At 73.4% G+C, this 25,064-nt stretch carries 22 protein-coding genes; 21 read left to right on the forward strand and 1 reads right to left on the reverse strand.

Annotated features, from left to right (window positions below; translation table 11 throughout):
* The first annotated feature begins 381 nt into the window (after positions 1-381).
* From I6A60_RS14440 to nusB, 17 genes are all read left to right on the forward strand, one after another.
* Positions 382-1,389, forward strand: a complete 1,008-nt coding sequence (locus I6A60_RS14440) for a PaaX family transcriptional regulator C-terminal domain-containing protein (RefSeq protein WP_203024002.1) — start codon at positions 382-384, stop codon at positions 1,387-1,389.
* A 256-nt stretch (positions 1,390-1,645) separates the two neighbouring features.
* Positions 1,646-3,541, forward strand: a complete 1,896-nt coding sequence (locus I6A60_RS14445) for an AAA family ATPase (RefSeq protein WP_203042666.1) — start codon at positions 1,646-1,648, stop codon at positions 3,539-3,541.
* 173 nt (positions 3,542-3,714) lie between these two features.
* A complete protein-coding gene (locus I6A60_RS14450) occupies positions 3,715-4,224 on the forward strand; it encodes a DUF948 domain-containing protein (RefSeq protein WP_203023719.1) in 510 nt (169 codons plus the stop codon).
* Complete coding sequence (locus I6A60_RS14455; protein ID WP_203023717.1) at positions 4,225-4,512, forward strand: hypothetical protein; 288 nt, start codon at positions 4,225-4,227, stop codon at positions 4,510-4,512.
* A 224-nt stretch (positions 4,513-4,736) separates the two neighbouring features.
* Positions 4,737-7,388 carry an alanine--tRNA ligase gene (gene alaS / locus I6A60_RS14460; protein WP_203023716.1) on the forward strand — a complete coding sequence of 884 codons (2,652 nt, stop codon included), beginning with the start codon at positions 4,737-4,739 and terminating at the stop codon, positions 7,386-7,388.
* Between the two features lie 17 nt (positions 7,389-7,405).
* Positions 7,406-7,999: a Holliday junction resolvase RuvX gene (gene ruvX, locus I6A60_RS14465; protein WP_203023715.1), complete on the forward strand. Its 594-nt coding sequence runs from the start codon at positions 7,406-7,408 to the stop codon at positions 7,997-7,999.
* Entirely contained in the window at positions 7,996-10,914 is a 2,919-nt protein-coding gene (gene mltG, locus I6A60_RS43520) for an endolytic transglycosylase MltG (protein ID WP_307873677.1), read from the forward strand. The genes ruvX and mltG (I6A60_RS43520) overlap by 4 nt, the downstream gene beginning before the upstream one ends.
* 79 nt (positions 10,915-10,993) lie before the next feature.
* Positions 10,994-11,953: a shikimate dehydrogenase gene (locus I6A60_RS14475; RefSeq protein ID WP_203055632.1), complete on the forward strand. Its 960-nt coding sequence runs from the start codon at positions 10,994-10,996 to the stop codon at positions 11,951-11,953.
* A 114-nt stretch (positions 11,954-12,067) separates the two neighbouring features.
* Positions 12,068-13,234 (forward strand): endolytic transglycosylase MltG, encoded by a 1,167-nt coding sequence (mltG, locus tag I6A60_RS14480; RefSeq protein ID WP_203021861.1) that lies wholly within the window; start codon positions 12,068-12,070, stop codon positions 13,232-13,234.
* A 27-nt stretch (positions 13,235-13,261) separates the two neighbouring features.
* Positions 13,262-13,816: a hypothetical protein gene (locus I6A60_RS14485; protein ID WP_203021860.1), complete on the forward strand. Its 555-nt coding sequence runs from the start codon at positions 13,262-13,264 to the stop codon at positions 13,814-13,816.
* Positions 13,813-14,502, forward strand: a complete 690-nt coding sequence (locus tag I6A60_RS14490) for an A24 family peptidase (protein ID WP_203021859.1) — start codon at positions 13,813-13,815, stop codon at positions 14,500-14,502. Before I6A60_RS14485 ends, I6A60_RS14490 begins: the two co-directional genes overlap by 4 nt.
* Positions 14,503-14,668: 166 nt before the next feature.
* Positions 14,669-15,868: a chorismate synthase gene (gene aroC / locus I6A60_RS14495; protein WP_203021858.1), complete on the forward strand. Its 1,200-nt coding sequence runs from the start codon at positions 14,669-14,671 to the stop codon at positions 15,866-15,868.
* Positions 15,865-16,398 carry a shikimate kinase gene (locus I6A60_RS14500; RefSeq protein WP_203021857.1) on the forward strand — a complete coding sequence of 178 codons (534 nt, stop codon included), beginning with the start codon at positions 15,865-15,867 and terminating at the stop codon, positions 16,396-16,398. The genes aroC and I6A60_RS14500 overlap by 4 nt, the downstream gene beginning before the upstream one ends.
* The gene (gene aroB / locus I6A60_RS14505) at positions 16,395-17,507 is read left to right on the forward strand and encodes a 3-dehydroquinate synthase (RefSeq protein WP_203021856.1); all 1,113 of its coding nucleotides are present in this window, start codon (positions 16,395-16,397) and stop codon (positions 17,505-17,507) included. The genes I6A60_RS14500 and aroB overlap by 4 nt, the downstream gene beginning before the upstream one ends.
* The gene (locus I6A60_RS14510; protein WP_203021855.1) at positions 17,504-17,965 is read left to right on the forward strand and encodes a type II 3-dehydroquinate dehydratase; all 462 of its coding nucleotides are present in this window, start codon (positions 17,504-17,506) and stop codon (positions 17,963-17,965) included. Before aroB ends, I6A60_RS14510 begins: the two co-directional genes overlap by 4 nt.
* A gap of 132 nt (positions 17,966-18,097) precedes the next feature.
* Positions 18,098-18,661, forward strand: a complete 564-nt coding sequence (gene efp / locus I6A60_RS14515; RefSeq protein WP_203021854.1) for an elongation factor P — start codon at positions 18,098-18,100, stop codon at positions 18,659-18,661.
* Positions 18,658-19,065, forward strand: coding sequence for a transcription antitermination factor NusB (gene nusB, locus I6A60_RS14520; protein WP_203021863.1), 408 nt, complete (start codon positions 18,658-18,660; stop codon positions 19,063-19,065). Before efp ends, nusB begins: the two co-directional genes overlap by 4 nt.
* Before the next feature lie 152 nt (positions 19,066-19,217).
* Here the strand turns inward: nusB and I6A60_RS14525 are convergent, their stop codons facing one another.
* A complete protein-coding gene (locus I6A60_RS14525) occupies positions 19,218-19,715 on the reverse strand; it encodes a transcriptional regulator (protein WP_013422852.1) in 498 nt (165 codons plus the stop codon).
* A gap of 510 nt (positions 19,716-20,225) precedes the next feature.
* Between I6A60_RS14525 and pyrR the strand changes: the two genes are divergently transcribed.
* From pyrR to I6A60_RS14545, 4 genes are all read left to right on the forward strand, one after another.
* Positions 20,226-20,978 carry a bifunctional pyr operon transcriptional regulator/uracil phosphoribosyltransferase PyrR gene (gene pyrR, locus I6A60_RS41610; RefSeq protein ID WP_203021853.1) on the forward strand — a complete coding sequence of 251 codons (753 nt, stop codon included), beginning with the start codon at positions 20,226-20,228 and terminating at the stop codon, positions 20,976-20,978.
* A 97-nt stretch (positions 20,979-21,075) separates the two neighbouring features.
* Positions 21,076-22,110, forward strand: a complete 1,035-nt coding sequence (locus I6A60_RS14535; protein ID WP_203021852.1) for an aspartate carbamoyltransferase catalytic subunit — start codon at positions 21,076-21,078, stop codon at positions 22,108-22,110.
* Complete coding sequence (locus tag I6A60_RS14540; RefSeq protein WP_238435429.1) at positions 22,107-23,477, forward strand: dihydroorotase; 1,371 nt, start codon at positions 22,107-22,109, stop codon at positions 23,475-23,477. The genes I6A60_RS14535 and I6A60_RS14540 overlap by 4 nt, the downstream gene beginning before the upstream one ends.
* On the forward strand, positions 23,474-25,054 hold the full coding sequence (locus I6A60_RS14545) for a hypothetical protein (protein ID WP_203055633.1): 1,581 nt from the start codon (positions 23,474-23,476) through the stop codon (positions 25,052-25,054). Before I6A60_RS14540 ends, I6A60_RS14545 begins: the two co-directional genes overlap by 4 nt.
* Positions 25,055-25,064 lie beyond the last annotated feature (10 nt).

Consider the following 25,064-nt stretch of genomic DNA (forward strand, 5'->3'; position numbering starts at 1 on the left):
CCTTCCAGGGGCCGGTTGTCGTCCGGGCGTGTTCGGGATCGTTCTCGTCCGAACCCGCCTGGTCCCCGCCGAGCGGCCTACCGGCCCGCGTCGGCGCTGAACGTTCGGATGGGTGGGGCTCGGCGGATCAGTCCTGGCCACCGCGGACCCATGTCGATGTTAGTACGCGGCGCCGCGACCCCGGCGGCCCGCGCGTCCCGGCCGCGCCCAGCCGCTCGGGCTGAGGAGGGGCCCCGGCCGCGGGCTGGCCCGGCTCACGCTGCCAGCCCGGCACTTTTGGTGATCGTCCTGTCGCGTGGCCTGGCCGGTCACGGGCCCGCGGGTGTCCCGATTCGACCGAGCGGTCCAACTGCGCCGAGGACCCTCGTAAACTGCCCCTTTGTGACCTCGCCGCGCCGGACAATCGGGCCGGACCACCTTCCGGCCCATCCGCTGGTACCCCCACAGCGGCCAGCCCTGCGCGCGCTGCCCACGCACCCCGAGGTCGACCTACCGCGCACCCAGGAAGGCCCGCAGCCGCAGCGGCTGTTGACCACCCTGCTCGGCGACTACTGGTACGGCCGGCGCGAGCACCTGCCCTCCGCCGCCCTCGTCGCGCTGCTGGGCGACTTCGGCGTGACCACCGTCGGCGCCCGCGCGGCACTGTCCAGGCTGGCCCGGCGCGGTGTCCTGGAGTCCTCCAAGGTCGGTCGCCACACCTACTACGGGCTGACCGCCGCCGCGTCCGAGGTCGTCCTGGAGAACGTGCACCGGCTCCGGTCCTTCGGTGAGCGGCACGAGCCGTGGGATGGCCGGTGGACCGTCGCGGCCTTCTCGCTGCCCGAGGATCTGCGCGACGTCCGGCACACCGTGCGCAGCCGGCTGCGCTGGCTCGGGTTCGCCCCGCTCTACGACGGCATGTGGGTCAGTCCCCGCCCGGTCGCGGAGCCCGCCCGCCGGGTGTTCGCCGAGCTGGGGGTGCTGGCGTCCACCGTGCTGACCACGACCGTCGACGCCCGCCGCAGTGACCCGCGCCCGCCGATGGCCGCCTGGGACCTCTCCGAGCTCCGTGGCCAGTACGAGGAGTTCGTCGCGACCACCGCCCCGCTGCGAGACCAGGTCCGCGCCGGCGGCGTCGCCGGCGCGCCGGCCCTGGTCGCCAGGACCGCGCTGCTCAACGCCTGGTGGCGCTTCCCCAGCCTCGACCCGGACCTCCCGCTCGACCTGCTGCCCGAGCGCTGGCCGCGCCGTGGCGCCCGCGACCTGTTCGCCGAGACCTACGACGCTCTGGGCCCGCTGGCCGTCGAGCGGTTCCGCGCGGTCGTCGGCGAGTCGGCGCCAGAGCTGGCCGCGCTGGCCGGCTACCAGCGTTCCGAAGGCTCCACCGGCGGCCCATCGGCCCGGCGCTAGCCGCTTTCCGCAGTCAGGGTGGCCAGTTCGCCCTGCTGATCATCTTCTGTCGACAGTGATCGCGATTTGGACCCTCCGGTGGTCGTGGAAACGCCCTGATCACAGCCGTGGGAGGGCCAAAAAGCGATCACCGGCCAGTAGGCGGTGGTTCCGCGGGCGCCGCTCCTGTGGCAGCGGCCGTCGGCGAACCGCGTCGAGCAGGTCGGCGATGCAGGTTGCCAGCACCGCCTGGTGACCGTCGCCGTACGGTTGGTGGGTGAGCCTGTTCGACACGGTTGCTCCCTTCCCCGACGCCTCACCAGGCGGCGCGCCGGGTGCCGGCCCCACCGCGCCTGCCTCGGCCGGCGGTGGCGCACCGGCGGGCCAGGCTGCCGGGTCCCGCCCGGCTGGGCAGCCTGGCGGACCGGCCCCGCTTCCCGCGCCGACAGGTCCACTCGCCGACCGGCTGCGCCCGCGCGGGCTCGACGAGCTCGTCGGCCAGCGGCACCTGCTCGGCCCCGGCAGCCCGCTGCGCCGGCTCGTCGAGGGCGGCGGGACGACCTCGGTCGTGCTGTGGGGGCCGCCGGGCACCGGGAAGACGACGCTCGCGCACATCGTGTCGCGCGCGACCGGCCGGCGGTTCCGTGAGCTCTCGGCGGTCACGGCCGGCGTCAAGGACGTCCGGGCGGTGATCGACGAGGCGCGGGAGGCGCTGTCGAGCAGCCGGTCGAACCAGTCGCGACGGATGGTCCGCGAGCCCGGCCTGTTCAGTGACGCGACCCAGCCGGCCGGCGGGGAGGTGCCTGTCGACCTGCGGACCGTGCTGTTCATCGACGAGGTGCACCGGTTCACCCGGACCCAGCAGGACGCGCTGCTGCCGGCCGTCGAGCGGGGCTGGGTCACGCTGGTCGCCGCGACCACGGAGAACCCGTCGTTCTCGGTGGTGGCCCCGCTGCTGTCGCGCTCGCTGCTGTTCACGCTCACGCCGCTGACCGACGACGACATCCGCGCCCTGGTCCGCCGCGCTCTGGTCGACCCGCGCGGCTACGGCGGCCGGGTACGGATCGCCGACGACGCCCTGGAGCACCTGGTCCGGCTGGCCGGTGGCGACGCCCGCCGCGCGCTCACGGCGCTGGAGGCGAGCGCCGAGGCGGCCCTCGCGGTCGCGCAGACCGCGGCACCCTCGCTGGCCACGGCGCCGACGCCGTCCGCGCAGGCGGCTGCCGAGGGCGGCTCGCCGGGCAAGGTCGAGCTGGGCCCGGCCGTCGCCGGGGCGGGAACCGACACCGCGGCTCCGCCGGCCGCGAGCCGGGCGACGAGCGACCTGACTGCGGCCGAGCCGCCGCCGGCCGATCCGACCGTCGCTGACCTGACCACAGCTGACCTGACCACGGCCGATCCGACCAGGGCCGACCTGACCACGGCCGATCCGGCCGTCGACGGCGCGGCTCCCGAGGCGCCGGAGCAGGCGCAGGCGCCGACGGCTGCGGTGGACCTCGCCCTGCTGGAGCAGTCGATCAACCGTGCGGCCGTCCGCTACGACCGGGACGGCGACCAGCACTACGACGTCGTCAGCGCCTTCATCAAGTCGATGCGCGGCGGCGATGCCGACGCCTCGCTGCACTATCTGGCCCGAATGATCGAGGCGGGCGAGGACCCGCGCTTCATCGCCCGCCGCATGATCATCCTGGCCAGCGAGGACATCGGCATGGCCGACCCGGGCGCGCTCGGTGTCGCCGTCTCGGCCGCCCAGGCGCTGGAGCTGATCGGCCTGCCGGAGGCCCGGCTCGCCCTCGCCCAGGCTGTGATTCACCTCGCGCTTGCCCCGAAGTCCAACGCGGTGATCCGGGCGATGGACGCGGCCACCGCCGACGTCCGCGCCGGGAAGGCCGGGCCCGTTCCGCGCCACCTGCGCGACGCGCACTATCAGGGTGCCCGCCGGCTCGGTCACGGCGACGGCTACCGCTACCCGCACGACTATCCCGAAGGTGTGGCCCGCCAGCAGTACCCGCCGGACGAGCTGGTCGGCGTCGACTACTACCGCCCGGGTGACCTCGGCTTCGAGCGCCGGGCCGCCGCGCGGGCGGCGGAGCTGCGCGCGGTGCTGCGGGCCTCGACGTCCGCCGACGCCCCGCCTGACCCCCTTGACGGGGCTCGCGGGGAGGGGTCCTGACACGACCCGGTCTGCGGGCCATGCCGTGCTGGGGGCCGTCCGGTCGGTAAGGTCCTCTCACGACCGGTGTTCGCGGTCCGGGCAGAACCGGGCGGTGACCTTCGGGCACGACACCGGCCGGTCAGATACCGGCCGGTCGGGTACTGGCCGACCCGCATTGGAGGCGCGTGACGATGTCCGCTGGCGCGATGGCCGGCCTGATCGCGTCGGGTGCCTTCGCGGTGCTCGTGCTCTTCGGCTGCTACGCCCTCTACAAGCTGGGCAAGATCTTCGACGAGACCGCCGCCCGGGTCCGTCAGACCGGCATCGCCATCGACGAGGGCACCGCGCGGGTCCGGCAGGCGGGCGCGACCGTCGACGAGGTCAACGTCGCGCTCGCGCACGTGAACAAGGAGCTCGACCGGATCGACGCGATCACGGAGAACGTCCAGACGATCACCACCAACGTGTCGTCGATGTCGTCGCTGTTCGCGGCGACCATCGGCGGGCCGATCGTGCGGGTCGCGGCCTTCTCCTACGGAGTGCGCCAGGCGGCCTCCAAGCGGGCCAGGGCCGAGGTCAGCTCCCGGGTCGAGGCCGAGATCAAGGCCGAGAAGACGGCGGCCAGGCGGTCGCGACGCGCCGCGACGGCGCCGGCGCAGCCGACCGGCACCGACGTCGACGAGCCGGTCCGGGGCCGCTAGATGCCGCGCCGGCTGTTCTACGTCACCTTCGGCGCGGTCGCCGGGGTCCTCGCCGTGCGCCAGGCGGCCAAGGCCGCCGCCGCGATGGCCCCGGGCAGTGTCGCCGGCTCGCTGGTCGCGTCGGTCCAGGAGTTCGTGGCCGACGTCCGCGCGTTCATGGCCGAGCGGGAGGACGAGATCCGCGAGGCGCTCGGTCTGTACGAGGCCGACGAGGACGAGCCGTCCGCCGAGCTCCGCGCCGCCGTGTCCGAGGACACCGTCCGCCTGGAGCGGCTGCGCCAGCGCTAGCCCGAAACTCCTTGGAGCCGCGGCGGGCGGCGGCGGTACGGTTGCGGTGGTCGGCCGGGCGCGCTGCGCGCCGAACCTCACGTACTAAGTTGGACGGCGTCACCCCGGCGACCCGCCTGCCCGGTCGGTCGCCGCCGGCGCCCGCCGCACCCTGCCCGCCGCACCCTCTGCTCGCTGCAACCCCTGACCGCCGCAACCTCGACCCTGGACGACGTGAGAAACCGATGGAAACGGCTGAGATCCGCCGGCGCTTTCTGAACCACTTCGAGCAGCGCGGCCACCTTGTGGTCCCGAGCGCGTCGCTGATCGCTGAGGATCCGACGCTGCTTCTGGTCAACGCGGGCATGGTGCCCTTCAAGCCGTACTTCCTCGGTGACCTGACTCCGCCCGCGCCCCGGGCGACGAGCGTGCAGAAGTGCGTCCGGACCGTCGACATCGACAACGTCGGCCAGACCGCGCGGCACGCGTCGTTCTTCCAGATGTGCGGCAATTTCTCGTTCGGTGACTACTTCAAGGCCGAGGTCATCCCCTGGGCCTTCGAGCTGCTGACCGAGGGCTACGGCTTCAAGCCCGACGACCTGTGGGCGACGGTCTACCTCGACGACGACGAGGCCGAGGAGATCTGGAAGGGCCTGCTGCCCGCGGAGCGCATCCAGCGCCGCGGCAAGGAGGACAACTACTGGTCGATGGGCGTGCCCGGCCCGTGCGGCCCCTGTAGCGAGATCTACTTCGACCGCGGCCCGGCGTACGGCCGCGACGGCGGGCCCGAGGCGGACGAGAACCGCTACCTCGAGGTCTGGAACCTCGTCTTCATGCAGTTCGAGCGGGGCGAGGGCGCCGGCTACGAGTTCCCGATCCTCGGTGACCTGCCCGCGAAGAGCATCGACACCGGCATGGGCCTGGAGCGGATGGCGACCCTGCTGCAGGGCGTCGAGAACCTCTACGAGATCGACATCTCCCGCCCGGTGCTCGACCGCGCCGGCGAGCTCACCGGGAAGAGCTACGGCGCCCAGCACGGCGACGACGTCCGGCTGCGCGTGATCGCCGACCACACCCGCACCGCCGCGATGCTCATCGCCGACGGCGTCGTGCCCTCGAACGAGGGCCGCGGCTACGTGCTGCGCCGGATGCTGCGCCGCGCGGTCCGTAACGTCCGGCTGCTCGGCGGCCGCGAGCCGGTGATGGAGAACCTGTTCGGCGTCGTCCAGTCGGCGATGGGCCCGATCTACCCGGAGCTGGTCGACCGGGCGGCGGCGATCACGGCCGTCGCGGTCGGCGAGGAGCTGGCGTTCCTGGAGACGCTGCGCACCGGCACCACGATCTTCGACGTCGCGGTCGGCAAGGCGAAGTCGACCGGCGCGGCCCAGCTGGCCGGCGAGGAGGCCTTCCAGCTGCACGACACCTACGGCTTCCCGATCGACCTGACGCTGGAGATGGCGGCCGAGCAGGGCCTCACCGTCGACGAGCCGGGCTTCCGCCGGCTGATGGATCGCCAGCGCGAGCTCGCGAAGGCCGACCGGGCGTCCCGGCGGATCGGCAACGTCGACCTGTCGGTGTTCCGCCCGATCCTGGCGCGCTCCGGCGCGACCAGCTTCACCGGCTACACCGAGCTGACCCGCACCGCGACCGTCGTCGGCCTCGTCTCGGCCGCGACCGGGCTGGGCGTACCGGCGGCCGGCGAGGGTGAGGACGTCGGCGTCGTCATCGACTCGACGCCGTTCTACGCCGAGTCCGGCGGCCAGGAGGCCGACCTGGGCCGGTTCGTCTTCGACGGCGGCGAAGTCGAGATCATCGACGTGCAGAAGCCGATCCCGGACCTGGTGCTGCACCGCGGCAAGGTGGTGCGCGGCGAGATCCGACTCGGTACCGAGGTCGAGGTCACCGTCGACGCGGACCGCCGGCGCGCGGTCTCCCGCTCGCACACCGCCACCCACCTTGTTCACACGGCCTTCCGCCGGGCGCTCGGCGAGTCCGCCACCCAGGCCGGCTCGCTGAACTCGCCGGGCCGGCTGCGGTTCGACTTCCACGCGCTCGGCTCGATCCCGGCCGCGGTGCTCGCCGACGTCGAGGACGAGGTCAACGAGGTCGCCCTGCGGGACCTCGACGTCACCGCGTTCGTGACCTCGCAGGACGAGGCGCGCCGGATCGGCGCGATGGCGCTGTTCGGCGAGAAGTACGGCGAGCGGGTCCGCGTCGTCGACGTCGGCGACTACTCCCGCGAGCTGTGCGGCGGCACGCACGTCGCCCGCTCGGCCCAGCTCGGCGCGGTCAAGCTGCTGTCGGAGTCGTCGATCTCGGCCGGCACCCGGCGCGTCGAGGGCCTCGTCGGGCTGGACGCGTTCCGTTACCTGGCCCGCGAGCACCTGCTGGTCTCGCAGCTGTCCGGGCTGCTCAAGGTCCGCGCCGACGAGCTGCCCGACCGGGTCTCCGACATCGTCACCCGGCTGCGCGACGCCGAGCGGGAGCTGGAGCGGGTGCGCGGCGAGGCGGTCCTCGCCGGCGCCGCGGGCCTGGCGAACAGTGCCGTCGACGTGGGCGGGGTCGCGCTGGTCGCGGCGGAGGCGCCGAACGGGACCTCCCCCGACGACCTGCGCAAGCTCGTGCTCGACGTCCGCGGCCGGCTCATCGACCGCCCGGCGATCGTCGCCGCCGCCAGCGCGGGCGGCGAGCGGGCGTTCCTCGTCGTGGCCACCACCGAGGGCTCGCGCGGTCGTGGGCTGAAGGCCGGCGACCTGGTGAAGGCCGCGAGCGCCGAGCTCGGCGGCAGCGGCGGCGGCAAGCCGGACGTCGCGCAGGGCGGCGGCACCGACGTCAGCGGCGTCGGCCGGGCGCTGGCCAAGGTCCGCGACCTGGTCGCCGCGTCGACCGGCTCCTAGTCGGGCCGGGGCGAGGAGTGGCGGCAGGCGGTCCCGGCGACCCGTCGGTGGGCCGCTCGGCCGATCCGTCCGGATCGGCCGGGTCCGGGGCCGCGGCGGGCCGGCCGCGCAAGCCGCGCCAGCGGGCCACCCGGCGGCCGCTGCCGCTGGGGGTCTGGCTCGGGGTCGACGTCGGCACGGTTCGGATCGGTGTCTCGGTGAGTGACCCGGATGGGGTTCTCGCACTACCGATAGGTACGCTTCGTCGCGACGTGTCAGACAACAGCGATCTCGCGCAGCTGGCCGAGCTCGTACACGAACGGCGGGCGGTAGCGGTGGTGGTCGGTCTGCCGATGACCCTCTCTGGTGAAGAGGGTCTGGCAGCCCAGCGGATCCGCCAATACGCACAGTCGCTGTCCGCTCGCGTCGCCCCGATTCCGGTCCGTCTCGTCGACGAGCGGCTGACGACGGCGGCGGCGCATCGCAGAATGGCCGAGCGAGGGCTGAGCTCACGAGCCCGCCGCGGTCTCGTCGACCAGGAGGCAGCCGTGCAGATCCTGCAACACGCGCTGGACGTGCGGCGCGGCGCGCCGGGCGCGACCGCCGCCGGCGGTCCGACGGAAGATCGGTGAGCGAGCGCTGGGACCTCGACAACGGTGTCGGGGGCGCGGCCGGGTACGGGAATGATCCGTGGGCCGCGCACCGGACGGGCGCACGCCCGATAGACCCGTTCGCCGTGGAGTCGCCTGACCAGGTGGCCGACATCTCGGTCAGTGGCGGCCCAGTCCGTGGCGGCCCAGTTCTGGGCGGAACGCCCGGCGGCCAGCCCGTGGGCGGCCCCACCGGTGGCTACCCGGCGGCCGGCGGCGGATACGGCGGCGACGCCTTCAGCGTCGGCGACCAGGGCTACGGCACCGGCGGGTACCCGGCGGCCAGCGCGCCCGCGCCAGCCGCGACCCCGGCGTACAGCGACACCACCGCGGCCTTCTTCGGCGCGGGGACCGGGGTCTGGCCCAGCTACCAGGCACCCGAGGCACCCGGCGGGTACGAGATACCCGGTCCGGCGGTCGCCGCCCCGTATGTCGGCGGCCCCTACCTCGGCGACTCGGCGGCCCGTGGGGCGGACAGCGCCGTCGCGTACACCGAGACCTCCACCGGGTACCACGCAGCGCTCGGCTACTCCGACGGTGGCCAGGGCACCGTGGTGCCCGGACAGGGCACGCTCGGGGGCGCGCAGCAGGCGGGCTACCAGCAGGCCGGCTACCCGACGGGCTACCTGGAGCCGGTCCAGACCGGTTATCTGGAACCAGTCCAACCAACCGGTTACCTGGAGGCGGTGCCCCAGACGGGGTATCAGGAGGCCGTGCACCAGACCGGCTATCAGGAAGTCGCCCAGCAGACCGGCTACCAGCAGGCCGTCGGCTACCCGGACGCCTTCGGGCAGCAGGCGCAGGCAGCCGCCTACGACTACCAGTCCGGCTACCAACAGACCGGTGTCAACCCGCCGACCGGCTCCTTCTCGACCGCCGGCTACCAGCAGCCTGTTCCGGCCGTCGAACAGCACGGCTACCAGCAGCCTGTCCCGGCCGTGGAGCAGAGCGGCTACCAGCAGGCCGTCCCGGCCGTCGAGCACAGCGGGTACCAGCTTGCCGTTCCGGCCGACCAGCAGGCCGGCTACCAGACGGCCTACCCGTCCGGGCCCCATCCCGCGACGGGCGGTCACGTCGTCACCGGTGGCTACGCCACCCAGCAGTACCTCGCCGACCCGTACCCGCGAACCGGTGGTCTCGCCCGGCCGGTCCTGCCGGCGCAGCCGACGAGCCCGGGCCTGGAGCCCGGCTACGCGGCCGTCGTCCCGGCCGGCTACCCCGACGCCGGTTACCCGGCGGCGCCCGAGCCGGCCGGCTACGAGGTGAGCGGCCAGGCCGCCGCGTTCGGAACGGCCGGTGGCGCCGCCCAGGTCGAGGGCTACCCGCCCGACGGCTACCCGCCGGGCACCGGCGGCTACCAGGTGCAGACCGCCCGTTACAGCGACGAGCCCAGGCAGGCTGGCACTGGACCCCGCCGGCCGGCCGACCTCCCCGCCCCGGGCGCGGTCCCGCCGCCGGCCGTTGAGCCCGGTGAGGGCGCGGCCCGCTCGGCCCGGCGCGGTCGGCGCCCCGCCGACCGGCGGACCGAGGCGCTGAACTTCCGGATCGACCCGCCCGAGGACCTGTACGCGCCGGCCGACGAGGACTTCGCGGACGAGCCGCGTGGCCGGTTCGACCAGGTCCCCGCCGCCGGCGCCCGGCGCGGGAGCAGGCCCGGGGCCCGCGGCCAGAACGGTCGGTTCGTCGCCGGGCGCGACCACGCCGACAGCGGGCTGGACGAGCTCGAGGACGGCGCCGAGGACCGGCCGGGCGACAGAGCCCCCCGTTTCGAGCGGCCGCGGCGGGACGACCGTGGCGACCGTGGTGACCGGGCCCGTCGCCGTCGGGCGGCGCCGAAGCTCATCGCGATGCTGCTCGTGCTCGCGGTGCTGCTCGGCGGGGGCATCTACGCGGGTGGCAAGATGCTCGGCCGGATGACCGGCTCCAAGGCGATCCCGGACTACCCGGGACCTGGCTCCGGCACCGCCGACGTGAAGGTCGCCCAGGGCGCGACCGCGACCGACATCGCCGGGGCCCTGTTCGCGGCCGACGTCGTCAGGAGCAGGCAGTCGTTCATCACGGCCGCGGCCAACGACCCGAACTCGGTGAAGATCCAGCCGGGAACGTACCGGCTGAAGAAGCAGATGAGCGCCGTGGGAGCGTTGGCCGCGCTGCTGAACACGAACAACTCGATCTATCGCTTCACCCTGGCGCCCGGCCTGACCGCGGACACGCTGATCACCGCGCTCTCTCAGCGGTTGGGCGTGCCGAAGCAGACCTACCAGGACCTCATCGACCATCCGCAGGGCAAGCTGGACCTGCCGTCGTACGCGAACGGGATGGTCGAGGGCTACCTGCTCCCGGGGACCTACGACCTCGACCCGAAGGCGACGCCGGCGCAGACCCTGAACCTGTTCATCGACGCGTTCAAGGCGCAGGCCACGAAGATCAACCTTGAGGCGGTCGCGCAGCAGGACGGGATGACGCCGGCCCAGATCGTCACCGTCGCCTCCATCATCCAGATGGAGGTGCCGCGCATCGACGACGGCCAGAAGGTGGCCCGGGTGATCTACAACCGGCTCAACGACAAGACGGGCAAGTACCAGAAGCTCGACATGGACTCGACGACCCGGTACGCGGTCCACAAGCCCACCGGGACGCTGACCCAGAGCGACCTGAACAACCCCAGCCCGTACAACACCCGACTGCACACGGGCCTGCCGCCGGGCGCGATCGCGAGCCCCGACCTGTGGGCGCTGACCTCGGCCCTGCACCCGTACACCGGGCCGCAGGGGGCCGACGGGCAGCCGTGGTACTACTTCGTCGCGCTGCCCAAGTCGAATGTCACGATCTTCGCGAGCGAGTCGGAGTGGCCGGCGGCGCACGCCAGGTTCGTAGCCGAGGGCGGCGTTGGCTGACCCTGTCCCGGCGGGGCCGTCGGACGCCGGATCGGGACAGCCCGATCCGGCCGAGGCCCAGCCGGGACGACGGGCTGCGGTGCTCGGATCGCCGATCGCGCACTCGCTGTCCCCAGTGCTGCACCGGGCCGCCTACCAGGCGCTCGGGCTCGACGACTGGTCCTATACGGCCATCGAGACCGACGAGGCCGGGCTGGCGGGCGTCCTGGACCAGGTCCGGTCGCAGCCCGGCTGGGCCGGCCTGTCACTGACGATGCCGCTGAAGACGGCGGCGGTACCGCTGGTCGACCGCCTCGACGCGAGCGTCGAGGCGGTCGGCGCGCTCAACACGATCGTCGTCGAGCCGGACGGCTCGCTCGCCGGCTACAACACCGACATCGCCGGCATCCGGTACGCCGTCCGCCAGGTCCTCGGCGCGGCCCGTCCCGGCGGGCATGAGGCGCTCCCGGCGGCCGCGGCGCCCGCGCCGCCGGCCGGCGGCGGCGGGTCCCAGTCGCCGGTGCCCCAGTCGCCGGTGCCGCCGCTGGCGGCGCCGCCGGTACGTCCGTTGCTGCTCGGCGCGGGCGGGACGGCGCGGGCCGCCGTCGCGGCGCTCGCCGCCGTCGGGGTGCGCCGGGTCGGAGTGGTCGCCAGGCGCGCGGCCGCGGTCGTCCCGTTGACCGAGATCGGTGCGGGCCTGGGGATCGAGGTCGTGGCGCTGCCCTGGGAGACGATCGCCGGCGGGCTGCCACGCGGGGTGGATCTCGTCGTCGCGACCACTCCGGCGGGCGTGACTGACCAGCTCGCCGAATGGGCCTGGCCCGCAGGCTGCCCGCTCGTCGAGCTGCTGTACCACCCGTGGCCGACGGCGCTGGCGGTCACCGCGTACCGCGCGGGTGCCCGGGTCGGCGGCGGGATGGCCGTCCTCGCGGCTCAGGCGGCCGAGCAGGTCACCCTGTTCACTGGCCGACCGGTCCGCGTCGAGGTCCTGTTGACCGCCGGGACGCAGGCTCTCACCCGCCGCGCGGCCGTCGACGCCTTCTCACCCGTCAAGAGCTGAATCCGGCTTGTCCGCCTGAGTTTTTCGCCTCGGTCGGGCGACTCCGCACCGGTTCGAAGCGACCATGAATGGGCATCGCCCCGAGAACGGTCCCCTCACCACAGAAGAGCGCCGGTGAACTCGTACGACGATCTGGATGACAGTGAGCCGGACTACGACGGCTACGACGGGCGCGTTGCTGGCTTCCGCTCGGATGACGGTCGTCGTCGAAGGTCACGCCGAAGCCGGGCGCTGACGAAGCTGCTGGTCCTGCTCGTCGTCCTCGCCGCCCTGCTCGGCGGTGGCATCTACGCCGTCGGCTCATTGATTCCCCAGATCGGTGGATCGACAGCCGCCAAGGACTATCCCGGCCCCGGCACGGGCTCGGTCGAGGTCAGGGTGGGCTTCGGCGACAGCGCCAGCGACATCGCCGCCTCGCTGCACAAGGCCGGGGTGATCGCGAGTACCCGCGCCTTCGTGTCCATCGCGCGTGCCGACCCGCGGTCGGAGCGGATCCAGCCGGGGGCCTACCTGCTGGCCCGGCAGATGAGCGCGCGGGAGGCCCTCCTGGCGCTGCTCGACCCGGCCAACAACCACCTGCGGCTGACGATCACCGAGGGGGAGACCGTCCAGCAGGTGCTCAAGGACCTCTCGAAGCGGATGGGCGTGCCGGTCGCGACCTACGAGGCCATCGTGCGCAGCCCGGCCGGGAAGCTGGACCTGCCGAGCTACGCGAACGGCCTGGTCGAGGGCTACCTGTTCCCGGACACCTACCTGCTCGACCCGCAGGCGTCCCCGGCGGAGACCCTGCAGATGTTCATTGGCGAGTTCTCCGACAAGGCGGCCGGCCTCAACCTGGAAAGCGGTGCGGCCCGGCTCGGCCTCACCCCGGCCCAGGTCGTCATCGTCGCGTCGATCCTGGAGAAGGAGGTCAAGAACCCGCCGGAGTACCCGATGGCGGCCAGGGTCATCTACAACCGGCTGGCCGACCCGCAGGACTTCCCGACGCTCGGTATGGACTCGACGACGCGCTACGCCGAGAACAACTACGAAGGCCCGCTCACCCAGAGCCAGCTCACGTCGAACAACCCGTACAACACCCGCAAGATCAAGGGCCTGCCGCCCGGCCCGATCTCCAACCCCGGCGAGCTGGCCCTGACCTCGGCGCTGAACCCGGCCGCGGGCCCGTGGAACTACTTCGTCTCGATGCCGAACGGCCAGACGAGGTTCGCGACCACCGAGCAGGAGTTCGAAAAGCTGCTCGCCGAGTACCACGCGGCCGGCGGGACCGCGGGCGGCTGAAGTCGCCCGTTCGGCCACAATGGCGACATGGAGGTCGCCGGGGAGCGCGCGAACGCGGTCGAGGGTCTGGCTGCCCGGGATGAGCCGGTGGAGGGCCCGAAGATCTGGCAGCACCTGTACGTGCTGGACCACGTCCACGAGCTCGATGACGTCTACCGGGACGTGAAGGGCCTGGGAGCGTTCTCGTCGCTCGCCGCGGCCCGCTCGGCGATCTGGGCGGCACTGGACCTACCCGGATTCCGGGACGCCCCTGAGGGTTTCCGGATCACGCCACTGGAGATCACGGGCGAGCCGAGGACCGGCGAGACGGTTCACCTCGTCCTCCACGTACTGGAGAACGAGGACCTCGAGGACCAGGCCGTCGACTATCTGGGCGCCTACCGGGACGAGGCGCAGGCCGAACGTGTCACGGCCGAGCAAGAAGGCGCGCGGGTGCTCCGGGCCGGCGAGAGCTACTGGTCCGGCGCCTATGTGCTCGACGAACGAAAGTGGCTCGAGGGATACGTCTCCGCCCCGCCGGACGATGCCCGGACCGACGACGAAAGGTCGGACACGAGCTCTTCCGGTCCGGCAGGCCGGTGAGGCTGGCTGTCGCCGCGCTTCTGGCGGCGGCCGCGGTCGCACTGACCGCGGTCTACGGACCGCGGCTGGTCGGCGCGTTCGAGCCGTACGCAGGCGAGCCGGTCCGTCGGAAGGTCCCTTCGCGGCTGACGCTCGGGATCATGGAAACGGCGGCGGTAGCCGGCGTGACCGTGGCGGTGACGAGTTGGGGCGACATCAGGCTGCTCCCCGCCTACCTGTACCTGAGCGTCATCGGTGTTGTGCTGGCCGCCGTCGACCTGCGGGTTCACCGGCTCCCGGACGCGATCGTGCTCCCGTCCTACCTGATCCTCGCCGCGCTGTTCGCCCTCGCCGCCGTCGCCGACCGGATCACTTACGGCTACTGGGGCTGCCCGCTTGGCCGGACAAGCCACCTGGCATTACGAGCCGCGGTCGGCGCGGCGATCCCCTTGATCTTCTTCGGGCTGCTTCACCTGATGCCACGCAGCGGCTTGGGCCTCGGCGACGTGAAGGTCGCCGGGTTGCTGGGCGCGGCCCTCGGCTGGGTCAATCTCGTTCTCGTCCCGGTTGGTCTGATGATCGGCGTCCTGACCGCCGGACTGTGGGCCGCCATCCTGCTCGTCACCCGGCGCGCCCGTCGAACGGACCCCATCCCCTACGGTCCCCACCTCCTCCTCGGCGCGTTCCTGGCCCTCTTGATCTCATGATCGCCATTTCGGCCCTGAGGTGGTCGTAAAAACGTCCCGGTCATGACCATCGCAGGGCCAAAACAGCGATCAAGGTCACCCGAGCCGCCGCGCGGCGCCTGGCGGAAGGATCAAGAGAGGGCCCGTCCCGGCCGGCCATCGGGCGGCGCGTGAAAGACTGAGCGGCATGGTGAGGTGGTTGACGGCAGGGGAGTCGCACGGGCCCGCGCTGGTTGCGACCGTGGAGGGCCTGCCGGCGGGGATCCGGGTGACCAGTTCGGACATCGGGGACGACCTGGCGCGCCGCCGGCTCGGCTACGGCCGCGGCGCGCGGATGAAGTTCGAGCGCGACGAGGTCGAGCTGCTCGGCGGGCTGCGCCACGGGGTGAGCCTCGGCGGGCCGGTCAGCATCGTGGTGCGCAACACCGAGTGGCCCAAGTGGCAGAAGGTCATGTCGCCCGACCCGGTCGACCCGGCGGAGCTCGAGGGGCTCGGGCGTAACGCGCCGCTGACCCGGCCGCGGCCCGGCCACGCGGACCTGGCCGGGATGCAGAAGTACGGGTTCGACGACGCCCGGCCGGTGCTGGAGCGGGCGAGCGCGCGGGAGACCGCCGCGCGGGTCGCGCTCGGCCGGGTCGCGAAGGCGTTCCTGGCGCAGGCCTACGGCGTCGAGATCCTGTCGCACGTGCTGTCGATCGGGGCCGTCGCCGTCCCGGCGGACGCGCCCCTGCCGGCGCCCGGCACGCTCGCGGCGATCGACGACGATCCCTGCCGGTGCGCCGACGCCGAGACGTCCGCCCGGATGGTCGCCGAGATCGACGCGGCCCAGAAGGACGCGGACACGCTCGGCGGCGTCGTCGAGGTGGTCGTCTACGGCCTGCCGCCGGGCCTCGGCAGCTACGTCATGGGCGACCGGCGGCTCGACGCGCGCCTCGCCGGCGAGCTGATGGGCATCCAGGCGGTCAAGGGCGTCGAGTTCGGCGACGGGTTCGAGACGGCGCGCCGTCGCGGGTCGGCGGCGCACGACGAGATCGAGGTGCTCGCCCCCGAAGGAGGCGTGCAGCGGGTCCGGCGGGCGACCGATCGGGCCGGCGGGGTCGAGGGCGGCATGACCAACGGCGAGGTGCTGCGGGTCCGGGCCGCGATGAAGCCGATCTCGACGCTGTCCCGGCCGCTGTCGACCGTCGACGTCGCCACCGGCGAGACCGCCGTCGCGATCGCCCAGCGCTCGGACGTCTGCGCGGTGCCGGCGGCGGCCGTCGTCGCCGAGGCGATGGTCGCGCTGGTGCTGGCGGGCACGGCGCTGGAGAAGTTCGGCGGTGACTCGGTCGAGGAGACCCGGCGCAACTACGAGGCCTACCTCAAGTCACTGACGGTGCTCTCGTGACGGCGGCAGGGCCCTCAAGGCCGGTGGCGGTTCTGGTCGGGTCGCCGGGGGCGGGGAAGACCACAGTCGGCGCGCTGCTCGCCGCCCGACTCGGTGTCACCTTGCGTGACACCGATGCCGACGTCGAGGCCGCGCTCGGGATGAGCGTGTCCGACGTCTTCATCGAGAAGGGCGAGGACGCCTTCCGGGCCGCCGAACGCGACGCCGTCGACGCCGCGCTCGCCGGGCACCCGGGGGTGCTCGCGCTGGGCGGGGGCGCGGTGCTCGCCGAGCGGACGCGGGCGGCGCTGGCCGGGCACACCGTCGTCTACCTGGACGTCGACCTCTCCGACGCGGCCAAGCGGGTCGGGCTGGCCCGGGACCGGCCGCTGCTCGTCGAGGCGCCGCGCACCCGGCTGGCCGTTCTGCTGCGCGAGCGCAAGCCGCTCTACGAGCAGGTCGCGACCATCGTGGTCGAGACCGCCGGTCGCGGCCCCGAAGAGATCGTCGACGAGATCCTGGCCAAGCTGCCGACAGGGGGAGCCGAGTGACCGTGACGCGGGGCGTGCCCGGGGAGCTGGTCCGGGTGCCGGTGGCGCCCGCGGGGGACCGGCCGTACGAGGTGCTGGTCGGCGACGGCCTGGTCGGGCGGCTGGCCGCCACCGTGGCCGGGCGGACCAGGGCCGCTGTGATCCACCCCGCGGCGCTCGCCACGGCCGCGGCGGCGGTGGTCGCCGACCTGCGCGCCGCCGGTGTCGAGACGTATCCGATCCAGGTGCCCGACGGCGAGGCCGCGAAGGAGCTGGCCGTCGCCGGGCGCTGCTGGGACGAGCTGGGCCGGCTCGGATTCACCCGCGACGACGTGGTGATCGGCTTCGGCGGTGGCACGGTGACCGACCTGGCCGGGTTCGTCGCCGCCTGCTGGCTGCGCGGGGTGGACGTCGTGCAGGTGCCGACCACCGTGCTCGCGATGGTCGACGCGGCCGTCGGCGGCAAGACCGGCATCGACACCGCCGCTGGCAAGAACCTGGTCGGCGCGTTCCACCAGCCGCTGACCGTGCTGTGCGACACGGCGCTGCTCGGCACGCTGCCACCAGTCGAGGTGCGGGCCGGGCTGGCCGAGGTCGTGAAGGCCGGCTTCATCGCCGACCCGGTGATCCTTGATCTGTTGGACGCGGACCCGACCGGGGCCGCCGACCTGCCCGAGCTGATCGAGCGGGCCATCCGGGTCAAGGCCGAGGTGGTCTCCGGCGACCCGCGCGAGGCCGGCCGCCGCGAGATCCTGAACTACGGCCACACCCTGGGGCACGCGATCGAGAAGGTCGAGCACTACCGCTGGCGGCACGGCGCGGCGATCTCCGTGGGCATGGTCTACGCGGCCGAGCTGTCCCGGCTCGCGGCCGGCCTGGACGCGGACGTCGCCGCCCGCCATCGGGAGCTGCTCGTCCGGGTCGGCCTGCCGGTCGGGTACCCGGAGCAGGCCTGGCCCGAGCTGCTCGCCGCGATGCGGGTCGACAAGAAGTCGCGCGGCCGGATGCTGCGTTTCGTCGTCCTGGACGCGCTCGGGGCGCCGCGGCTGCTCGCCGACCCGGACCCGGCCCTCGTCCGCGCCGCGTTCGACGCGGTCGCGACGGCCTCGCAGACCGGGGCCGCGACGTGACCGCGATCCTGGTCCTGTCGGGGGTCAACCTGGGCCGGCTCGGCAAGCGCGAGCCGGCGGTCTACGGCCGCACGACCTACCCCGAGCTGGTCGCCCGGGTCGAGAAGGCCGCGGCCGAGCTCGGCGTCGCCGTCGACTGCCGGCAGACCGACGACGAGGCCACGATGATCGGCTGGCTGCACGAGGCCGCCGACACGGGCGCCGCCGTCGTGCTCAACCCGGGCGCCTGGACGCACTACTCCTACGCGCTGCGGGACGCGGCCGCCGCGCTCACCGGCCCGCTGGTCGAGGTGCACCTGTCCCAGGTGGCGGCGCGGGAGGCGTTCCGCCATGTCAGCGTCATCGGCCCGGTCGCGACCGGCACCATCACCGGCCTCGGCGTCGACAGCTACCTGCTCGCCGTGCGCGCGCTCGTGGCACGCGGCTCAGAGCCGATTCCGGCGAACACGATCCAGTAAGTAAACTCGTCCGCGACCTCGACGACGCGGCTTGCACAGGCCCGCAGTCGGCCTAAATCCGTACAGGCCCGGACCGGGTCCGCATCGGCACAGGCCCGCAAGCGGCCTAGATTGGCACAGGAGACACCCCACGTGGCTACCACGAACGACCTGAAGAACGGCCTGACGCTCGACATCGACGGCGTCCTGTGGAACGTGGTCGCGTTCCAGCACGTCAAGCCGGGCAAGGGCGGGGCGTTCGTCCGCACCACCCTGAAGAACGTGCTGACCGGCAAGGTGGTCGACCGGACCTTCAACGCCGGCGTCAAGGTGGAGTTCGCGACCGTCGACAAGCGGGAGATGACCTACCTCTACCGCGACGGCACCGACTTCGTCTTCATGGACAGCGAGTCCTACGACCAGATCCCGGTCGGTCCCGACGTCGTCGGCACGGTGGCCGACTACATGCTGGAGAACACGATCGCGACGGTCGCGCTGCACGACGGGGCGGCGCTGTACGTCGAGCTCCCGGCCAGCGTCGAGCTGACGATCTCGCACACCGACCCGGGCCTGCAGGGCGACCGGTCGACCGGTGGCACCAAGCCGGCGGAGCTGGAGACCGGCGCGACGATCCAGGTCCCGCTGTTCGTCACGACCGGCGAGCGCGTGAAGGTCGACACCCGCGACGGGCGTTACCTCGGCCGGGTGACGAGCTGAGCGCCAGGTCCAAGTCCCGCAAGCGCGCGCTCGACATTCTCTACGAGGCCGACCTCAGGTCGGCGTCCCCGCTGGAGATCCTGGCCGCGCGGTCGGTGCAGAACGACCCGCCGGTCAACGAGTACACCAGTGGCCTGGTCCGTGACGTCACCGAGCACCTGGACCGGATCGACGGCTTCATCGGCGAGCACGCCGAGGGCTGGACGCTGGAGCGGATGCCGGCGGTGGACCGCAACATCCTGCGGATAGCGGTGCTGGAAATGATGTGGCGGGACGACGTCCCCGACCGGGTGGCGATCGACGAGGCGGTGGAGCTGGCCAAGTCGGTCTCCACTGACCGCTCGCCAGCCTTCGTCAACGGCCTGCTGGCCAGCCTGCTGCACGTCAAGCCGGCGGCAGACTAGCGAATCGCCCGGTTTTCCCGGTACGCCGCCCGACGCGGCGTACCGGGTGGCCCCGGCGCTGGTGCCTTGCCCTGCTGGTCTGGTGCCTGCCCTGCTGTGTTGATCATTTGCTGCTGGGTGGCGCTGCTTGCTGAGCCGCGTGGGGCCCGACGTTAAACGTCGGACGGGGTGGCCTCCTGGCCGGCCTCCGGGGACAGCACGCCCCAGGAGACGAGCTGCTCGGTCAGCTTGCTCGGGGAGGTGTCGTAGATCACCGCGAGAGACCGCAGGTCCTCGTAGCGGATCGACAGGACACGGCCGTTGTAGTCGCCGCGCTGGCTCTGGATCGTGGCCGCGTACCGGGCGAGCGGGCCGCCCTGCTCCTTGGGGACCTGCGAGAGCCGCTCGAGGTCAAGGACGATGCGGGGAGACTGCTCCAGCGGAGCGACGGTCGAGCCCTCGGGAAGGAGCTCTCCTACCGGCACGCCGTAGAACTCGGCGAGCTCGGACAGGCGCTGAACGGTGACGGCGCGGTCCCCACGTTCGTAGGAGCCCACGACGACGGCCTTCCACCGACCGTGCGACTTCTCCTCCACGCCATGCAGCGAGAGCCCCTGCTGGGTGCGTATTGCCCGCAGCCGAGCACCGAGCGCCTTCGCATAGTCGGACATCGGAGTGCCCACTCCTGTCGTGGTCTGAGTCAGATGAAGCCGAGGGCTCTTGCCGACGGCGGTTACCGATAGTAGTGCCCAGGCGGTTGCGACCTGACATGAGGGGGTCGTGTCGCCTCTTTCTTTGTACCACTTTCTGTAGCCCCGTCGTCGCTCCCGGCGCTACTCCCGTGGGACTTCCGGCTATCGGACCGCCCCGGCCCGCCGTCCTGCAACGGTAACGCCATGTGATGCGGGTTGAACCAGGGCTTGTCGCGTCCGCACGCCCCATCGTCATCCGGATGTGTCAGGTGACCGGACGCACTGGTCTCGTCATCGAGAGTGTGGGCAGCGGCGCGTGAGCGTACCGCCGTGGCGTCTGCGTGTGCACGCTGCGGCACAGGACGGTGTGACATCTCGTGCCCGCCCAGTGGCCCCGGTCGCGACGGCGGGTAGCGACAGTGCCTGCTGGTACCGTCTTGCGGACCGCTCCTTTAAGGACCGTCCCGTGAGGCGGGGAAGGAGGGATAGGTGGCTGACGCTGCTCGCCGTAACTACGGCTTCCCGAAAAACCCAGAGGCTGGCCCGCCAGAGAACTCCCCGACCGACCCGCTGACGCGGATCCCCGGGGATGTCGGCGCGCGGCGCTCCGGCACCGACGGCACCGCCGCGCCCAGCGCCGCCCTGCCCAGTGCCACGGAGCCCAATGCCGGGGAGCCCAGTGCCACGGAGCCCGGCCCCGACGCGACAAGCCGAACCGTGCTGGCCCAGGCCGACATCGCCAGGGTCGTCAGCCGGATGGCGCACCAGATTCTCGAGAAGACCTCCGGCGGTGCCGACGTCGTGCTGCTCGGGATCCAGACCCGAGGGGTGCCACTCGCCCAGCGCCTCGCCGGCCGAATCCGCGACGTCGAGGGTGTGACCGTTCCCACCGGTTCGCTGGACCCGACGATGTACCGCGACGACCTGCGGCTGAAGGCGGTCCGCCCGTTGCGGGTGACCGACATCCCCGACGGCGGCATCGACGGCCGCGTCGTCATTCTCGTCGACGACGTCCTGTACTCCGGGCGCACCGTGCGGGCCGCGCTCGACGCGCTCGCCGAATACGGCCGCCCGCGCGCGGTACAGCTCGCAGTCCTGGTCGACCGCGGCCACCGGGAGCTGCCGATCCGCGCCGACTACGTCGGCAAGAACATGCCGACGTCGCGGCGGGAGACGGTGGCTGTCCGGCTCGCCGAGACCGACGGCACCGACGCGGTGCTGATCCTGGGAGCGAAGCCGTGAGCGCGTTGCGCGGCCGTCCGGGAGAGGCACTTCCGGGACGGGCATCTCCGGGACAGGCGCTGTGGTACGCGCTCCCGCGCGAGAGGGAAATGGTTCGGTGAACCGCCACCTGCTGAGCACCGCCAACCTCAGCCGCGACGACGCGCTGCTCATCCTCGACACCGCCGAGCAGATGGCGCGCCTCGCCGACCGGTCGGTGAAGAAGCTGCCGACCCTGCGCGGCCGGACCGTCGTCAACCTTTTCTTCGAGGACTCGACCCGCACCCGCACGTCCTTCGAGGTCGCGGCCAAGCGCCTGTCCGCCGACGTCATCAACTTCTCGGCCAAGGGCTCCAGCGTCTCCAAGGGCGAGAGCCTCAAGGACACCGCGCAGACCCTGGAGGCGATGGGCGCCGACGCGGTCGTCATCCGTCACCCCGCCTCCGGCGCGCCGCACCGGCTGGCCGGCTGGGTCCGCGGCACCGTGCTCAACGCCGGCGACGGCACCCACGAGCACCCGACCCAGGCGCTGCTGGACGCGTTCACGATGCGCCGGCGCCTCGGCCGGGTCGACGGGCTCGCGGTGACGATCGTCGGCGACGTCCTGCACTCGCGGGTCGCCCGGTCGAACGTCTGGCTGCTGCGCACGCTCGGGGCGAAGGTGACGCTGGTCGCCCCGCCGACGCTGCTGCCGCACGCGGTGGCGAGCTGGCCGGTCGAGGTGTCCTACGACCTGGACGCGGTGCTGCCGGCGTCGGACGTCGTGATGATGCTGCGGGTGCAGCGGGAGCGGATGTCCGACGCGTTCTTCCCGACCGAGCGGGAGTACAGCCGCCGCTACGGCCTGGACGCCGACCGGGCCGCGAAGCTGCCCGACCACGCGCTCGTGATGCACCCGGGGCCGATGGTGCGCGGCATGGAGATCGCCTCCGACGTCGCCGACTCGGCGCGCTCGACGGTCGTCGAGCAGGTGGCGAACGGCGTCAGCGTCCGGATGGCCTGCCTCTACCTGCTGCTGGGCGGCGCGGACGGCCCCGGCGACGAGCGATCCGGCGACCAGCGGCCCGGCGACCAGCGGCCCGATGACCAGCGACTGGGTGACCAGCAGGCACCCGACCGGCGACCACACGAGCAGCGGGAGGTCTCTCGATGACGCGCACAGATGAGGCCGCCGACCCGCGGGGCCACGACCAGCGGGGCCACGATCTTCGGGGCCACGGCACCTGGCTGCTGCGTGGCGTCCGGCCGCTCGGCGCCGAACCTGTGGACCTGCTGCTGGCCGGCGGCCGGATCGCGGAGCGCGGCGCGCCCGGCACCCTCGACGCGGCCGGCGCCGGCGTGGTCGACGCGGGTGAGCTGTACGCCCTGCCCGGCTTCGTGGACCTGCACACGCACCTGCGCGAGCCGGGCCGGGAAGACGCCGAGACGGTCGAGTCCGGCACCCGCGCCGCCGCGCTCGGCGGCTACACCACCGTGTTCGCCATGGCGAACACCGACCCGGTGGCCGACACTGCCGGCGTCGTCGAGCAGGTCTGGCGGCTGGGCCGGGACGCCGGGCACTGCGAGGTGCGCCCGGTCGGCGCCGTCACCGAGGGTCTCGCCGGCAAGCGCCTGGCCGAGCTGGGTGCGATGGCCACGTCGGCCGCGGCCGTCCGGGTGTTCTCCGACGACGGCCACTGCGTCGCCGACCCGCTGCTGATGCGCCGGGCCCTGGAGTACGTGAAGGCGTTCGACGGGGTGATCGCGCAGCACGCGGAGGAGCCACGGCTCACCGAGGGCGCCCAGATGAACGAGGGCGCCTGCTCGGCCCGGCTGGGGATGATCGGCTGGCCCGCCGTGGCCGAGGAGGCGGTGATCGCCCGGGACGTGCTGCTGGCCGGCCATGTCGGCTCCCGGCTGCACATCTGCCACGTCTCGACGGCCGGCTCGGTCGAGATCATCCGGTGGGCGAAGTCGAAGGGCTGGCGGGTCAGCGCCGAGGTCACCCCGCACCACCTGCTGCTCACAGACGAGCTGGCCGCGTCCTACGACCCGGTCTACAAGGTCAACCCGCCGCTGCGCACCGCCGAGGACGTCGCCGCGCTGCGGGCCGGGCTCGCCGACGGCACGATTGACGCCGTCGCGACCGACCACGCCCCGCACGCGCCCCAGGACAAGGACACCGAGTGGTCCGCCGCCCGACCCGGCATGCTCGGCTTGCAGACCGCGCTGTCCATCGTCATCGACACGATGGTCGAGACCGGGCTGCTCGACTGGGCCGGTGTCGCCGACCGGATGGCGCTCGCGCCCGCGCGGATCGGTGGGCTGCCCGACGTGCCGGTTGACGCGTCCAGTTCGATGGACGTCGGCGCCGCCGCGACGCTGACCCTCGTCGACCCGGCGACGCGCTGGGTTGTCGACCCCGCCGGGTTCGCCAGCCGCAGCCGGAACTCGCCCTACCGGGGGATGACGTTGCCAGCGCAGGTGCACGCCACCTTCCGCGCCGGGCGGCCCACGGTGCTCGACGGGAAGGTCGTATGAAGCTGGCCGACGGTCGCGTCCTCGCCTCGGGCGGGGGCTCGGGCCTCCTCGGAGTGCGTCTGCTGCTGGTCTTCGGCGTGCTGCTGCTGATCGTCGCGGTGATCGGTTTCCTGCGGCAGGCGTGGCGGCGGCGGGCGACCCGGGACGAGGAGGACCTGCCCGAGCTGCTCTCGCCGCCCGAGGACCCCGGCACGGTGCTCGCCGCTCCGCTGCGTGGGGCATACCTGGGGACCGCCGACGCGGGCCACTGGCTGGAATGGTTCTCGGCCAGCGGCCTCGGCGGCAAAGAGGGCAGCTACATCAGCGTGTACGAGTCCGGGGTGCAGGTCGACCGCGCCGGCCGGTCGTTCTGGATTCCGCGGGACGCGGTGCGCGGCGCCCGGTTCGAGCGCGCCCACGTCGGCAAGGTGGCCGCGCCCGGCCGGCTGCTCGTGATCGCCTGGTCGCTGGAGGGCCGGGAGCTGGAGACCGGCTTCCGCGGTGAGGACCGGGTCCGCCAGCCGAAGGTGATGCGCTCGGTGCACGACCTGATCGGCCCGCCGTCGGCGCCGTCGGACGGCGAGATCACCTCGCCGCGCCCGGCCGTGCGCTCGCTGCGCCAGCTGCGGCCGCGTCGTCACCACCCGGCCGGCGTCGCCGCGGGCCCGGGCGCCGGACCCGGCCCCGGCGTGGGGGCCGCCGTCGAGGGCCAGCCGGCCGGCCGTGGCCGCGGCGGGCACATCGCCCACGCCGGTCGCAGCATCCGGCCGCGCCGGCGGGAACGGCCGCGCTCGCTGGAGCAGGAGATCGCCGACCGGCGCGGCGACGACCCGTACGGCACCGGTCCCCGCGCGGCGGCCCCGCCCGGTGTGGACCCCTACGTGACGAACCCGCGCAACGTGCCCTATGGCGCAGGACTCGGCCGGCCGGCCTCCGGCGGCACGCCGCAGGGCCCGGCACCGTCCGGTCGCCCTCGCGTCGCCGGGCCGCCGTCGGCCCCAGGCCGGCAGCCGGGGACCGGGCAGCAGCCGCGCGCCGGCCAGTACCCGCCCGCCGCCGGTCCGCGCGGCGGCGGCGCGCCGCCGTCCGATGCCTATCCGTCGACCGGTCCGCGCGGGGGCGGCCAGTACCCCGCCGACCGGCACCCGGCCGCGCAGCCGACGGCCCCGCGGGCCTATCCCGCGCCGGTGGCGCCTCCCGCGCCGCCGGGCGCCTACGGCGCGGGAGGTCCCGGCGCGGGCCAGCCCGGCGGCCAGTACCCCGAGCAGCGACCGGACGCCCGGTATCCCGACCCGGGCCAGTACCCCCGGCACCCGGGCCCGGCTGCCGACCGGTCGCTGGACCCGTACGCGAACACCCAGAACCCGCCGACGGGCTGGCGCGACCCGAACGCGGCCAGGCCGGGTGCCTCGGACGACCGGTACCCGCCGGCTCCGGGTGACCAGCACCGGTGGGAGCCGGAGGCCTACAGGCAGCAGGACCCGTACGCCGACCCCTACGCGGCGGCCGGGCCGGGCGGAACGGCCCCCGGCGAGCCTTACGCGGACCCGTACGGGCAGTACGACGCTGGGCGGCGGCGCCCGCGTCCCGAAGAGTGAACCCGGTGAC

Origin of the sequence: Frankia sp. AgB1.9, from assembly GCF_016786355.1 — a bacterium.
Taxonomy (GTDB): domain Bacteria; phylum Actinomycetota; class Actinomycetes; order Frankiales; family Frankiaceae; genus Pseudofrankia.